Source organism: Chloroflexota bacterium (assembly GCA_016219275.1).
Taxonomy (GTDB): domain Bacteria; phylum Chloroflexota; class Anaerolineae; order UBA4142; family UBA4142; genus JACRBM01.
The window spans coordinates 190,202-204,540 of the sequence record JACRBM010000040.1; the positions used below are offsets into that span (position 1 = coordinate 190,202).

General features: G+C 58.4%; 17 protein-coding genes and 1 tRNA gene. 2 read left to right on the forward strand and 16 right to left on the reverse strand.

The genetic code is table 11. The features are described 5' to 3' along the window. Positions 1 to 55 precede the first annotated feature (55 nt). The 16 genes from HY868_09930 to HY868_10005 form a co-directional block, all read right to left on the reverse strand. Positions 56 to 448, reverse strand: coding sequence for a nuclear transport factor 2 family protein (locus tag HY868_09930; GenBank protein ID MBI5302446.1), 393 nt, complete (start codon positions 446 to 448; stop codon positions 56 to 58). After that, positions 448 to 834: a type II toxin-antitoxin system death-on-curing family toxin gene (locus HY868_09935; protein MBI5302447.1), complete on the reverse strand. Its 387-nt coding sequence runs from the start codon at positions 832 to 834 to the stop codon at positions 448 to 450. Before HY868_09935 ends, HY868_09930 begins: the two co-directional genes overlap by 1 nt. Before the next feature lies 1 nt (position 835). After that, positions 836 to 1,054 (reverse strand): hypothetical protein, encoded by a 219-nt coding sequence (locus tag HY868_09940; GenBank protein ID MBI5302448.1) that lies wholly within the window; start codon positions 1,052 to 1,054, stop codon positions 836 to 838. 40 nt (positions 1,055 to 1,094) lie between these two features. Continuing rightward, positions 1,095 to 2,465 carry a glycine--tRNA ligase gene (locus HY868_09945; protein ID MBI5302449.1) on the reverse strand — a complete coding sequence of 457 codons (1,371 nt, stop codon included), beginning with the start codon at positions 2,463 to 2,465 and terminating at the stop codon, positions 1,095 to 1,097. A gap of 24 nt (positions 2,466 to 2,489) precedes the next feature. Then, entirely contained in the window at positions 2,490 to 2,903 is a 414-nt protein-coding gene (locus HY868_09950) for a hypothetical protein (GenBank protein MBI5302450.1), read from the reverse strand. Then, a complete protein-coding gene (locus tag HY868_09955) occupies positions 2,893 to 3,297 on the reverse strand; it encodes a hypothetical protein (protein MBI5302451.1) in 405 nt (134 codons plus the stop codon). Before HY868_09955 ends, HY868_09950 begins: the two co-directional genes overlap by 11 nt. Then, entirely contained in the window at positions 3,294 to 4,091 is a 798-nt protein-coding gene (recO, locus tag HY868_09960; GenBank protein MBI5302452.1) for a DNA repair protein RecO, read from the reverse strand. The genes HY868_09955 and recO overlap by 4 nt, the downstream gene beginning before the upstream one ends. A gap of 69 nt (positions 4,092 to 4,160) precedes the next feature. Then, positions 4,161 to 4,472, reverse strand: coding sequence for a hypothetical protein (locus tag HY868_09965; protein MBI5302453.1), 312 nt, complete (start codon positions 4,470 to 4,472; stop codon positions 4,161 to 4,163). Between the two features lie 54 nt (positions 4,473 to 4,526). After that, complete coding sequence (locus HY868_09970) at positions 4,527 to 5,408, reverse strand: carbohydrate kinase (protein MBI5302454.1); 882 nt, start codon at positions 5,406 to 5,408, stop codon at positions 4,527 to 4,529. Between the two features lie 84 nt (positions 5,409 to 5,492). After that, entirely contained in the window at positions 5,493 to 6,518 is a 1,026-nt protein-coding gene (locus HY868_09975; GenBank protein ID MBI5302455.1) for a hypothetical protein, read from the reverse strand. Beyond that, positions 6,487 to 7,131 carry an MBL fold metallo-hydrolase gene (locus tag HY868_09980; GenBank protein ID MBI5302456.1) on the reverse strand — a complete coding sequence of 215 codons (645 nt, stop codon included), beginning with the start codon at positions 7,129 to 7,131 and terminating at the stop codon, positions 6,487 to 6,489. The genes HY868_09975 and HY868_09980 overlap by 32 nt, the downstream gene beginning before the upstream one ends. Positions 7,132 to 7,243: 112 nt before the next feature. After that, entirely contained in the window at positions 7,244 to 7,588 is a 345-nt protein-coding gene (locus HY868_09985; GenBank protein MBI5302457.1) for a hypothetical protein, read from the reverse strand. Between the two features lie 147 nt (positions 7,589 to 7,735). After that, on the reverse strand, positions 7,736 to 8,437 hold the full coding sequence (locus HY868_09990) for a hypothetical protein (protein MBI5302458.1): 702 nt from the start codon (positions 8,435 to 8,437) through the stop codon (positions 7,736 to 7,738). Then, the gene (locus tag HY868_09995; GenBank protein MBI5302459.1) at positions 8,434 to 9,138 is read right to left on the reverse strand and encodes a hypothetical protein; all 705 of its coding nucleotides are present in this window, start codon (positions 9,136 to 9,138) and stop codon (positions 8,434 to 8,436) included. Before HY868_09995 ends, HY868_09990 begins: the two co-directional genes overlap by 4 nt. A 36-nt stretch (positions 9,139 to 9,174) precedes the next feature. Continuing rightward, the gene (locus tag HY868_10000; protein ID MBI5302460.1) at positions 9,175 to 10,554 is read right to left on the reverse strand and encodes a hypothetical protein; all 1,380 of its coding nucleotides are present in this window, start codon (positions 10,552 to 10,554) and stop codon (positions 9,175 to 9,177) included. After that, positions 10,551 to 11,597: a peptidylprolyl isomerase gene (locus tag HY868_10005; GenBank protein ID MBI5302461.1), complete on the reverse strand. Its 1,047-nt coding sequence runs from the start codon at positions 11,595 to 11,597 to the stop codon at positions 10,551 to 10,553. Before HY868_10005 ends, HY868_10000 begins: the two co-directional genes overlap by 4 nt. Positions 11,598 to 11,760: 163 nt before the next feature. Here HY868_10005 and HY868_10010 point away from each other — a divergent pair, with 163 nt between their 5' ends. Both HY868_10010 and HY868_10015 read left to right on the forward strand, forming a co-directional pair. Next, positions 11,761 to 14,076 carry a hypothetical protein gene (locus tag HY868_10010; GenBank protein ID MBI5302462.1) on the forward strand — a complete coding sequence of 772 codons (2,316 nt, stop codon included), beginning with the start codon at positions 11,761 to 11,763 and terminating at the stop codon, positions 14,074 to 14,076. Positions 14,077 to 14,122: 46 nt separating this feature from the next. Beyond that, positions 14,123 to 14,200 (forward strand) — tRNA-Val (locus HY868_10015). The last annotated feature ends 139 nt before the right edge of the window (positions 14,201 to 14,339 follow it).

Below are 14,339 nucleotides of genomic sequence, written 5' to 3' on the forward strand. Positions count from 1 at the left end.
GTTGTCTTGGGAATTTTCGATTTTTGATTTTTGATTTAGGATTTGGGATTCAGAGTTATTTACCGGCTTGCGTATACGACCAGTGCGTTTGAATGATGCGCCACAAGTCCGCGTCATTCGCGCGCCGATACACTTCGGTACAATTCCAACGACTCTGGGACTCGCCGGTGTACGACACATAGTTGAACGTCAGTACCGCCGCGTCGTCGCAAACCTGAACGTGCGGATTGATGAGTTCGTAGCGATCAATGTGAACTTGACCGCGAATCGCTTCGTAATATCGCGTCAGCGCGTCCAGCCCATCTATCCGTCGTTCGAGGTACGGATCAAAGTACACGACATCTGACGCAGAGATTTCGAGAAAGCCGGACGGATCGCCCTTGCCCCAGCGATCTAACGCCGCGCGTTCGAGCGCGATGATGCGCGCGGCGATCTCAGGATTTTGAATCACGATACATTCCGCAAATGCGCGCGAATCCACTCGGTGACTTGCTCCTTGTCCAGAACTGACGTAGCGACATCCATCGCGAATTGATAAAGATCGTCATTCGTCGTATCCAGCTTATGTCCGTTGCGCTCCAAAAATTCGAGTAACGCTAAGGTCGCTGTTCGTTTGTTGCCATCCATAAAGGGATGATTTTGGATCAACAGCAAAAATAAGACACCCGCTTTGGATGGCAAATCTGGGTACAGATCTTCGCCGAACATCGTTTGTTGCGGCGTTTCTAGACACGACTTTAGCTTTTCAAAGTCCAGAACCTCTGGTGTACCACCGAATTCATGAATGGCTTCCAAATGAATCGCTAGCAATTCCTCGGCAGTGAGATACTGCATTTCATGCTTCCGCTAATCGTTGAAGCGCAGAATGGTAGCGTTGGATATTGGCGCGAACACGCGTTAGCATCGCCGGGTCTATGTTTTCCAACCGCTCAAGTACGACTTGATCGTTTTCTTCGCGGTAAAGTAGAATCCCCGATTTCTTCGCATCCGACTCTAGCCATTCCAGAACTCGCAGTGGAAGTGCAGAGCGGTCAATGACCAAATTACTTGCCATCATTCCCCCTTTGCGGACACGTGACTACTCGACCGCATTTCTATCCGACTAATTTTTCCATCAACACTTGCTTCGCTTCCGCCACCGGTACACGAATCTGCTCCATCGAATCGCGGTCGCGAATCGTGACCTTGCCATCGTACTTTTCATCGCCGGGAATCGCGGACTGATGATCCACCGTCACGCAGAACGGCGTGCCGATTTCGTCTTGACGGCGATACAAACGACCGATGCTCGCCGAGTCGTCGTACATCGCCATCATGTGCGGCTTTAACTCCGCCGTAAGTTTTTGTGCGATCTCAACGATTTCCGGACGGTTGCGCGCAAGCGGCAACACCGCGACCTTGATCGGTGCGAGCGCCTTGGGAAAATGCAAGACGACGCGCTTTTCGTTCCGCACTGGTTGCTCTTCGTAACTCTCAAAGAGCGCGACGAGCACCGCGCGTTCCACGCCCATTGCCGGTTCGACAACATACGGAATATACTTTTCTTTTGTCTCGTCGTCAAAATACGAGAGGTCCTTGCCGCTCAATTTCGAGTGCGCGCCCAAGTCCCAGTCGGTGCGGCTCGCGATGCCTTCGACTTCGCTCCAGCCCATCGGGAAGCGATACTCTAAATCGTAATTGCCTTTGGAATAGTGCGGCGGCTTTTCCTCTTTCACATCGTCGGGGTCGGGACCCTGGATGAACGTACCGTCGCGTCGAATCACCTTGACACGAATATTCTCATCGCGGATATTGAACGTCTTTTTCCACCACGCGACGCGTTCGTCGCGCCAACGATCGTGCCATTCATCTTCCGTGCCGGGTTTGAGAAAGAATTCCATTTCCATCTGCTCAAACTCGCGGTCGCGGAAAATGAAATTGCCGGTGATGATCTCGTTGCGAAACGACTTGCCGATCTGCGCGATACCAAACGGAATTTTTTTCCGCATCGAATCTTGGACGTTGCGGAAATTCGTAAAGATGCCTTGCGCGGTTTCGGGACGCAAGTATGCAATCGCGGCGTCGTCTTCGACCGGACCGACGTGCGTTTTGAAAAGCAGATTGAATTGCTTGGGTTCCGTCATCGTGCCTTTGTTACCGCAGTTCGGACACGCCTCGCCGGGAATTTGATCCGCGCGAAAACGCTTGTGGCAGTTCTTGCACTCGACGAGCGGATCGGTGAACGTTTCGACATGCCCGCTCGCGACCCAGACATTCGGGTTCATCAGGATTGCCGCGTCCACGCCGACGATGTCGTCGCGGTCTTGCACCATCGCCTTCCACCACGCGCGCTTTATATTATTTTTCAGTTCGACGCCGAGCGGACCGTAATCCCAGAATCCGCCGATGCCGCCGTAAATCTCGGACCCTTGAAACACAAATCCACGTCGTTTGCACAATGAGACAATCGTTTCCATGTCTGGCATTGGTCATCTACCTCGCGAAAATTTTTATGATTCAAGACGCGATACTGTGAGCGCGCCGTCGCGATCGTTGAAACAAAATTGCAATTGATTAAAAACCGAACGGCGACCAAGCAAGTTGAAACCAAGCCCAAATTGTTCGGCAAAGCCCACCTCGGCGCGAATTTGCATTGTCCCAATTCGGAGACCGACCGGGTGCAGATAAATAAAGGTTCTACGACCATCCAATCCCATTACGGTTGCGCGTTTACCGGCAAGCAGATTTAGCCCCAGTTCATTGGCAACATTTGCGGCGAAGATCGAATACAACGCGCCGGAATCCACATACGCCTTTTCAATCACACTTGCCCGATCATGAAACAGAGTTATTGAGACAACCGGTGAATCAAAACCGCGCAAGGGCTGATAAGGAATCCGAACAGGGTTGACATCACTTGGCATCCGGTTTGCTCCACTCGACAGGAAAGTTACTGGGCACAACCAACATATCTTGTTCGCGCGGAACATAGGTAATGAGCGGGATTACTTCAGGACGCGCGCGCCGCGCAAGGCGATACACACTATTGCGGTCAGTGGTTGCCGCAATAATCTGCTTATCCCAAATCGCCAAATAATGTCCGGGATATTTTTCTTCAAACTCTGGTTCGTGTTCGTTCAACCACATATCCCATTCGCGCAGCTGATCGTCCGTCGGCGCAATGCGCTCTGCCCACGCCACGACCGGCGCAAGCGATTTTCGCACACGGGGTTGAGCGGGGCGCGGTTTGATTGCGTGTTTTGTTCTGACGCGATACGCTGCGCGCGTCTCGCGCGTTTTGCTGGGTTTGGCTTTCATTGGGATTGCCTTTCGTACATCACCGTCGGCTGGCGCAACTCGCGCAAAAACTCGACACTCTTCAAATTGCGTTCAAGATGGTGCGCGATGTACCGGTACATCAATGTCTCGACCGCGCTCTGCTCGTCCGGCTTGAGCCGCACCACGCGCACGGTCGCCCACTCGCGCGTCTGCAAATAGCGCAGCACCTTGAGCGCGCCGAGCGAAAGCGGTTGCGCGTCGCGCATGTGTTCGCGCGGCATCGCCGCGCAATCGGGGTCGAGCACGCCGCCCGCTTCGGCGCTAAAGAAATTGTCCATCGGCTCGATCGGTTTGCCGCAATTCACACACGCAAATAACTGCGGACGATAACCGACATGCGTGAGTAGTTGCAACTCGAAATACCGCGCGAGCAATCCTGGGTCGGTGCTCACCTCGCCGACCCATTCGAGCGCGTGCCTGAGCAGATCGAATACCTCCGCGTTCTCAATCGCTTCTTCGACGAACTGGTCTACGAGTTCCGCAAGATAGTACGCGTAACCCAGCCGGTCGAGATTGTCGCGCAAGGGTGAATACGCGTCTATCGTGTCGGCTTGGGTGATGATGTCAAGGTGCTTGCCTTTGGCGATTTGCAACGCGCAGTGCGTGAACAATTCGACGTGCCCGCCCTTGCGACTCGTCGGTTTGCGGATGCCTTTGGCAATCGCGCGCAGTTTGCCGCGATCCGGCGTGTAGAGCGTGAGCAAACGATCCGCCTCGCCGGTATCGGTGCGCTTCAAGACAATGGCTTCGACGCGGTATGAACGTTCACGCATAACCAGTATTCAGTATTCAGTATTCGGCATTCAGTTGGAAAACTGAACACTGGATACTGAACACTGCCTTTATCCGCCACGTACCGTATTGTACTTGTGCGGTCGTTCCCAGTTTTTCTTCATCTTGTCCACGAACAATTGCTCGGCGTCGAGATTGAGCGCGGACATCAAATGCAATATGCGAATGATCGCGTCGGTCAACTCTTCGCCGATATGTTCGAGCGGCTCGCCTTTCTTGTACGCGTCCGTCGCTTCCGACACTTCGGTGTGAATCAGCGCGAGCATTTCCCAGATGCGCGCCGGGTCAGACGAGAATCCTTTTCCATCCGCGAGCGCGCGAACCTCTTGCATTTTTTGATTCAACCCGATAGTGTCACTCATGACTCCCCCTCAAGCCGTGCCATTATACCACAACGTTTCCCAGAGAAAAATATGTCAGACCTGAGCCGCACGCAACTGGTTGTACAACGCCTCGACTTCTGCGCGCGTCCGATTGAACGGTCCTTCGGCTTCGAGTTTCAAACTCGTCACCGCCGCCGCCCACACGACCGCGTCTTCCGGCGGCGCAGTCAGTCTTCGTGACACGTACGCCGATGTGCACGTATCACCGCGACCGCTGCGCCCGCGCAATTCGCGCGGCACGAGCGGCGCTTCGGCAATCGCGCCATCGTGATACACGAGCACACCGCCGCCGTGTGTGAGCAAAACTTCGCGCGGACCGAACTCGGCGAGTTTGCGCGCGGCAACGCGACGATCTTTTTCACCCGTGATGAGTTCGGCTTCGACCGCGTCCGTTTTGAGAATCGAAACGTAGCGCAGAACGTCCGCCTTGTCGCGCCAATCGTCCGCGACCAACTTGCCCTCACGCGCGATACGGAGGAAACCCTGCACGTCGAGTACGACGAGCGCGCCTTTTGCGGCAATCGCCGCGACGACCTCGGTCGGTACTTCGCCGCGCACCGATGCGCCAATCGCGAACGCGCGCGCGCGCACCCTCGCGATTTCATCCGTCGTGAACGCGCCCGCCGAACTCGTGATCTCGATAATGCGCTCGTCGAGATTCGCAGTTCGATAGATCAGACGCAAGCACGTCGACGCGGGCGTCTCACGCGCAAATGCGGTGACACCCAGTTTTTCCAGACTCTCGACGACGCGCCAGTCCTCGCGCGCCAGCCGCGTAACGACCGCGACTTGCAAGCCGAGGCGCGCGGCGACGTTCGCGCCATAATTGAACGCGCCGCCATCCACCACGCGCGTCGCGTTCGTGTACACAATCGTGTCTTTGGTATAGTGTCCGATGTACGCAATGTCAAACATTTCTGCTCTCTTTTTCCACCAAGCGCACAAAGGTCACGAAGGAAAAAAATCTTCGTGCTCCTTCGTGCCCTTCGTGGAAAGGTTTTATTTGCCGCGCCACCAATCTTTGCGCGAGCGTGGGTCGAAGAACGCGCCGTCGCGAATCACAAAGCGCACTTCGTTCGTGCGTGCTTTGCCAAACGCTTGTCCTTCGCGCAATGCCGGCATCTCGCCGCGTCCCGCGTCATTCGCCTGGCGATACAACGCGATGAGATTCGTGTCCACCGCGATGTTTTCGACGTAGAGTGCGTACCCGCCCTCGGCATTGTCCTCGCGCGTGTACTTGAGCATCACGCGTTCCGCATCGGCATAGAGCACGAACACTTCGTACCCTTCGCCAATGTTGTAACCAGACGCGGGCACGCGCAGCCATTCACCGGCTTCAGCGGCGACGCTCGCCATCGTCGCTTCAGGTTCCATAATCAACGCGCCGCGACAATTGCACTCTTTGTTCCAATCGTACACCTGAAACAACGTGGTGATCACCGGCGCGCGATTGTTCGCGAACATCGTCGCGAGTTGCGGTGCGGAAACATCGGCGGGTCCTTCGATGTCCACAAGTTTCAACGCGCCGGTCGTCGGCGCATAACCGCGCACGCTTAAATTGAAATCAGGATGCGCTGCGGCGGGGCGATTGATCGGCGATGAAAGCACGCGCAAGAGGTTGTACGTTTCACCCAGGTTCACCGTCGGCAATGGTGTTGGCGCGACAGTCGCGTTCGTTGCCGGCTTGAGCGCGGCGACGGGCGTCCGCGTCGGCGCGGGTGTCGCGGTTGGCAGTGGCGTGCGCGTGCGCGTCGCCGTCGCCGTCGCGGTGCGTGTCGCGGTGGCAGTGGGCGTGCGCGTCGGCGTCGGCGTTTCGGTCGGCACCGCAATCGCGATTTTGGTTGGTAACGGCGCGGCGTCTACCGGGTCATCCTCGATTGGCGTGGGGCGAGACGCGCAGCCCGCGCTAGAAATAACAATGCCGCTCACCACGCACAACAACAGCATCCACGCGGTCGAGCGGCGACACAACACACCTAGCACGAAACTCAACTCACTCTTTTTGGCGCGCTTCGAGCAAGACAACTTGGGTCTCATGCGGCAGCGAATCCTTGGTCACTTTGAAACTAGGCGTCGCATCGGTCGCCTTGATGCCCATCTCTTTGAAAAACTTGGCGACGGGATCGAGTTTAAAGTTCAAGTCGGGATGGTAAAAGTGCATGGGGATGACCACTTGCGGCTCCAGTTGCCCGACAATTTCCGCGGCATCGCTCGCGTTGATCGTCGAGACGCCGCCGACCGGAATGAGCAACACGTTGACGTTGCCCAGCGCTTCGGTTTGCGCTTGCACTGGTACGTGACCCAGGTCGCCGAGATGACAGATCGTCAAACCGTCCATATCGAATACGTAAACCGTGTTCGCGCCGCGATCCTTGCCGTTCTTTTTATCGTGCGCGGTGCGAATGCCGCTTACGAAAACATTCTTGATTTCGTACTCGCCTGGTCCGGATATGATCTTGGGTTCGCCCTTGACGCCTTGCGCGTACGCGTGTCCCGGATGATCGTGGCTGATCGTGACGATATCGCCGCGCGGGCGCGCGAAACTCAAGCCGATCTCTTTCGAGTACGGGTCGGTGATCACGACGCCATCGCGTCCGCGCAGACGAAAACACGCGTGTCCAAACCAATCAATTTCCATTATTTTTTCTCCAATGCGAGATGCGCGTGGATTATAGTCGAATCCCCCATGAAACGCAAAAGAGGCATAGCCCTTCGGCTCTGCCTCTGGTTTTCGGGATGCGCTTGGTGAACTAGGGAACGCTGCGGCGCGCGAGTCGCGTTACAGTACGCCGGGTCTCCGACAAACGCGTCAACTCGTACAGCGTATCGTGTTCATTTTCGCGCGCGCGCAGAATACCCAGATACACTAAATCGTTCAACTCTTTTTCGATAACGCTCGTCCGCCGACCGATGCGGTGCGCGATGGAAAAGGCATTCTCACGCGCCGCTGGATTGCGCCCAAAGAAAACGAGCAAATCCCATTTGGCAAGATTGGTGGCATAGCGTTCGACAAAGGTCAGCAACTCGATGTCAACTTCGTGGGTACGCATTTCAAGTGTCTGGACGGGACGTTGTGCTATTTGTGGAATTGTCATCTTCCATCGCCGTTCTAATGGTCTGGATAATTCCATAGTAACATCGCGTCGCGACAGCGTCAATAGTACCTTGTGGATTAATTTGTGATTTATCGAGTGCTCAACCTTGCGAAGGTTTCGCCCAAGCGTCTTCGCAAGGTTGATTCTCTATCGCGCGGCAACGAAATCGACCACCGCAAACCAACAGGACTGGGAATTTTCAGACGGATAGTTATTCGTCTGGATGCGAAAGTTGGGATCGGAGGTGGGACTGCCGTTGCTATCTGCTGTCCACACATGCCAATAGGAGGGTTGTGCGAACGCGCCCAGAGAGCGCAGAACGAACGTGTAGTTGACTGCGCCATCCGGTTGTTGGCGCGTCGCTTGCTCATCCACGACTGTTGCGACGTCCGCGCTAGTCGAGACGCGAATCCGCACGCCACTTTGGGGCGAACCACTATTCCATACCGTCCCTTTGATGTACGTGCCACCCGAATGCGTGCAACTTACCAGGTTCGCGCGATAAATGAAACTCATCGGCGTTGACGTAGCCGGACGCGCGGTCGGACGACGCGTCGCGGTGGAGGTGGGTACGATTGGCGCGGGCGTGTCCGTTGGGGTTGGCGTATGTGTAGGCGTGAGCGTGGGTGTGCCGGTCGCGGTCGGCGTTAATGTGATCGTCGGCGTATTCGTCGGCGTGGGTGTCCAGGTCGGCGGCAACGCCGCAATCGCGGTCGGCGTGGGCAAGGGCGGTTTGAACGGATTGATCGCGACACGCGGATTGATGTAGATCAAAAAGAATGCCGCGACTGCGAGCACGATCAACACGACGACGACCAGCGTCGCGATTTGAAAGTTGTCGTCGTTCATCGCCGACCAAAACTGACGACTGCGCGCCAACACGCGCTAGGATCGTCCGAGTTGCGAATGTCGTTCGTCGTCACGCGTCCCACGCTGGGATTTGAAATCGCGCGACCATTGCCGTCTACGACCCACACATAGTAGGTGCCTGGGCGCGATCCGCGATCATTCAACACGAACACATAATAACCCGGACTGCGATTCGAGCCGGTGGTCACCGTTTGGATTTCGTCACCGCCGGCGGTACTGCCCAAGCGTACACGCACACCGGATTCTTCGCCTTGCGCATTGGTCGCGTACCCTTCGATGTACGTGCCGCCCGCGTGCTTACACTCGATGATAAACGTCGTGTAGATGTACGGCGACGCGGTTGGCGCGGGCGGACGCGTGGGGCGTGGCGTCGGTCGTCGCGTGGGTGTGGACGTCGGTAGAATCGGCGTTGCACTTGGAATCGGCGTTTCGGTCGGTGTCACCGTCGGCGTGCCCGTGGCGGTGGGCGTTCGCGTACCCGTCGGCGTATTCGTCGGCGTCGGCGTCCAGGTTGGCGGCAGCGCGGCAATCGCGGTCGGCGTGGGTAGCGGCGGCTTGAACGGATTCAGTGCCACTTGCGGATTGACAAAAATCAAACCGAGCGCCATGCACACCAAGACGATAATGACGATCACAACCAACGTAGCGATTTGAAAATTCTCTTGGAGAAAATCGTCCATCGTTCCATGCTCCTACGCGGAAACTCCGCGCCGCACTTACTTGGGTCGCGCTCTTTCGCCCTGCCCGACCAGTTCAGCGGGGACGAGCCAATACACCACACGATTGCCACGCGCGAGTGCATCGAGCCGCAACGCGTCATCATTCCGACGTTGATTGTTATCAGCGAGCAACACGCGCAAATCTTGTTCTGGCACTGTGGTAAACCAACCCCAGCGCGCCGCATTCAACTCGTGGCGAATCACATCGTCCGTCGCGCGCCCCACTTCTTTTTGTTGCGCGGCTTGCGCTTCCAAAACCTGGGACAGGTCGGCGAACGCATCGCCCAACGCTTGGGCAATCGCCTTGTGGTCTTTTTCCCACGCGGGCATCAACGCAACCCCAAATCCGCCGCGCGCCACGCGCAATTTCAGCGCGAGCCACGCGACCTTGTCACGCAACAACGTCAGGCGCACCGCGTCGTCTTTCGCCAGCGCGAGTTGCTGATCGTAATAGTCCGCGCGAATCTGGTCTTCATCCGTGAGTGCGTCGCTCAGAGATGTAACCCAATCTTTAGGCACCGCGCTCATCGTCTTAAACGACGCGTCCAAGATGTCGTCCTGCAACTGTTGCGCGGCAGTCACGCGTCCCTGCCGCACGCGATCAAACTCCGCATCGCGCGGGAGTGGTACACCGGGAGGGTCGAAGGGATTTTGCACGGCGGTGACAGTGGCTTCGCCGAGCGCTGTCGCGGCTTCGCTCGCTTTGAGACGCGCTTGCGTGGCGAGCGGCGCCGCGCCCAGCGCGTCATACGCGTCCGCGATTTGCGCGAGGCGGCGCGCGCGCACATCGCGGGGCACCGCCGGACTGGACTGCGCGACGATGTACGCCTGGTCGGTGACCCAGCGCGCGGCATCACGCGCGTTCAAATCGCGCAAACCCGCGCTCGCTTGCGCGTACACGTCGAGCCGCGCGACATCGGACAAACCCGGTGCGAATGTCGCCAAGTGCGCCGCGATTTGATAACACGCGATCGCTTTACGCGTATCTTTGAGCGCGCTATAGCGCGGCGCGAGTTGCAACAACGCGCCCAGGCGCGTCGTAAAACTTAAACGCGTATCGTACGCCACCGCCGCGTACGCGTTCTCCCAGTGTCCGTTATCCAACGCGCGGCTAAGAGTTTCGGCGGCGTCCACATTCGTCAACGCGAGAAACGCGGTCGCCGGCGCGAGCGCGCGCGCGTCTACCAACTCCATCGGCGCGCTCCACGCAAACGCGTCGGACGTGTCGTTCGAACGGAAAAAGAACGCGGTGACAAAAATCACGCCGCTCAAAACAACGAGCAGACAACCGCCGGCAAAAAAGAAAAGCGGCGCGATGCGTGAACCGCCGCGACGACGCCGCGGCGTTGGACTAAACGGCGGAGGTTGCAGACTCACGGCGCGACAAGCCGCTCGATCTTGAGTGTGTCCCGCACGGCTTGCAGCCACGCGAGGAACGCTTGCTGGCGCGCGCGTTGAAGCACTTCGGGCGGCAGCGCACGCGAGTCTGCTTTCTCTTCGACCTTGATGATGTGAAAACCGAACTGAGTTTGCACGACGCTACTCACTTCCCCGGCACGCAGTTGGAACGCGACCGCTTCAAATTGCGGATCCATCACCCCTTTGGGCAGCCAACCCAGGTCGCCGCCGTTCGCTTTCGTCGCTTCGTCCAAGGATGAGACTTTGGCGATCTCCCCGAAATCCTTGCCCTGGCGAATTTGCTCGCGCAGAGCGGTCGCCTCTTGCGCGGTCTTGACGAGGATGTGACGCACACGCACCTGCGGCACGTTCGTCGGCAACGCGCCGGTCACGCGTTGCAGCATCGCGTCGCCGAGAATATTGCCGCGAATCTGCCCGCACAAATCAGCAAGCGTCAGTTGATTCTTGGTGAGGTACTCGTTCAACTTGTCCACCGTGCCGGCATCTTGAATCATTTGCGCGAGTTGCGCGTTGGCTTGCTCATCGGTCACCTTAATGCCTTCGCGGTTGGCTTGTTGCGCGATCACCACTTCGTCAATCATTTGATCGAGCACTTGTTGCTTCAAACTTTTGATCGCTTCGATGCCTTGCGCGCTCTTGGGATCGAGTCCCCCGTTTTGCACGAGCGCGACCTGGGCTTGATTCATTTGGCGATTGTAGAGATCGAGTGAAATGCCTTGCCCATTCACGCGCGCGGCAAGTTGCGCGTTCGCCGGGAGCGCCGCGGCGGGCGGGCACGTCAACGCGGCTTTGACCGGCGTGGCAGGCGTCGTCGGCTTGGCGACACTCGTCGGCGCGACCGTCGGCGCGGTTGCCGCAGGTTTCGTCGGATTCGGCGCGCTCGGTTGAGTTGGCACTGCCACCGCCGTCGGTTCGGGCAACGGGGCGGGCGTCGGCGAAGAACACGCGGCAAGCACGAGCAGCAACATCACGGCGAGCAATCCGGTTAATTGTCTATTCACTCGATTCCTCCTTAAGGCGACCGCGCGCAGAGCGCGGCAATCGTGAAGCAATTATACCGAATCGCTAAAGATTTGCAAGACGCACATTGCCTGGGCTTTGTCATCCAACCTCGCGAAGGTTTTGAACCTTCGCAAGGTTGGAAAATGTGCTATACTTGGCGCGATGAATCAACTCGATTATTTCGTGCCCGACCGCGACCCGCGCGCGTTCTATCCACTCGCCAGCTACTTGCCGCTCTCCTCCGCGAGCGTCGCGCGCGCCTATATCGAACAGCTCACCGCGCCCGGCGATTTAGTGCTCACGCCGTTCGCGTGTTCGCCGACGATTGCGCGCGTCGCGCACGCGCTCAACCGCCGCGTCATCGCGATGGAAGCGAATCCGCTCTGGGCATGGCTCGCGCGCGCGATGGCAACTTTGCCCGGCGCATCCCAGATTGACGCAGCGCTCGCTCAGCTTGGCGATGCGCGCAAAGACGATACATCGCTCCGCGCGCATCTCAACCAACTGTACGCGACGACGTGCGCGGCGTGCAGTCATGCGACGCCGGTCGAATACTTTGTCCACACGCGCGGCGCGGGCATTACGACGCGCCACTATACGTGCGCGCATTGCGGTGCAACGCGCGACGATCCGCCGGACGAGAGCGACCTGCAACGCGCGTCCGCATTCCAGGCACGCGGCTTGCACTTTCACCTCGCGTTCGAGCGCGTCGCGCCCGACGATCACGCGCACGACGAACGCATCCGTAAAATGCTCGACGTGTACACGCCGCGCAATCTGTACGCGCTCGTGACGTTGACGCAAAAAATTGATTCGCTCTTTCACGCAACGCGCGAGCGCGATATTTTGCTCTTGCTCTTGCTCCACTTGCTCGACCGCGGCGCGTCGTTTTACGCCGATGCGAAACCGGATACGCGCGCCCGACTGACCGCGCACAAACAATTCGTCGAACTCAACCTGTGGCGCGAGATCGAACTCGCCGCGCGCGAACTGGGGCGCGGCGAAGCGCCGCTCGACCTTGCCGAATCACCCCGCGCCATCGAAGATGCCCAGGTGTTTATCGGGCACGCCAGCGCGCGGTCACTCGCGCGCGCACACACACCCGAGTCTGCCGCGCTCGTCATCGGCGCGTTGCCGACGCGGCGCATCGCCGTGTGGACGCTGAGTTACTTGTGGGGCGCGTGGGTCCTGGGTCGCGCGGCGGCGCAATCGCTCGCGCCGTTTCTCGCGACCGGGAAGGACGCGGCGTGGGAACGCCGCTGGTATTTCGATTCGCTCGCCGGCTCGATGAACGCGCTCGCCAAACTTGCGCGTGCGGACGCGCACATCGTGTTCGCGTTCAACGAGACCTGGCACGAGGTGATCGAATCGCTTTTGCTCGCGTCCGCCGGCGCGTCGTTCAATTTGGAAGCCCTGCTCTATCAACCGCGTCTAGGCGAGTTTCCCAAGCGCGAGTTCGACGATGTGCGCGGCGAGTATCGCGTCACATTCACGCGCGGCGCGCCCAACCTGGGTGAACCGCTCGACGCGCGCGCGCTCGACGCGGCGATTCGCGCAACGACGCTGGACGCAGCGCGCACCGTATTCGCGCGTCGCGCCGATCCGCTGACGTTTTCGCATTTGCATCACGCGGCGTATCAACAACTCGCGCGCGCTGGCTTGCTCGCGCAGGCAATGCGAACCAAGTTTCGCACACCGCCCGGCAAACTCGTGCACGACGCGGTCGTCACCGGGTTGCGCGAAGGATACGCGCACGATTTCGATCACTATCACAGCCAAACGCAATTACTGTGGCTCACGCACACACCGACCGCGCCGCCGCTCATCGAACGCGTTGAGGACGCCGTGCGCGAAATTTTGGCGCGCGGCGCACCCGTCGCGTGTGCGGAATTGGAAGACGCAATCTATCGCGCCTTTCCCGGCGACCTCACGCCGGACGCCGGAATGATCGCGGTGTGTGCGTCGGCGTACGCGGACGTGCGGGAAGGCGCGTGGCATTGGCGCGGCGATGACGCGACCAAACGCGCGCACGCGCTCGATGTGCTCGCGCGCTTGGGCGAACGATTGGGATACCAGGTACAGGCAGCAGATGGCAGATGGCAAATGGCGAATGGCAAATCGCAGATTGCAGATGCGCCTAATTCGCAATTTGATTTAATGTGGCTGAAAGACAACGATCTCGCGTGTGGATTCGTGTGGCGCGCGCGTGCTCAGTTCACCGACCTGGCGCAGGTTCACATCGCGCCCGCGCGCGGGTATGTGGTCGTGCCAGAAACCCAGGTCGCGTTGCTCGGCGCGAAAACGCGCTGCTTGCCGCACCGCGCCGATGCGTTCCACGAAGCCGGCTGGCATTTCGTGCGCGTGCCGTTCGCGGCAAAATTGCTCGCCGCGCAACACGTCGAACCGAGCGACCTCGCGTTGATCGAAGGATTGACGCCCCCCGTCGCGGAACCGCGCGCACAGTTGGAATTGTTGTGATTTGATTTGCCAAAAAAATGTTTCGTGGTATAATGCCGACACGTTCGGGCGGTTAGCTCAGTTTGGTTAGAGCGCAGCGTTGACATCGCTGAGGTCATAGGTTCGATCCCTATACCGCCCACCAATTAGTGAATAGCCGGCAAAGACCAAGACGAGTAGTCGAAAGCGCGGTCACAGGGAGATTGGATCATTGACTGTGAATCCAATCGGCGAGCGTTCGACGAAAACCCCTTGCGAGCCAATCGGGTTGCTCCGTTATCGGC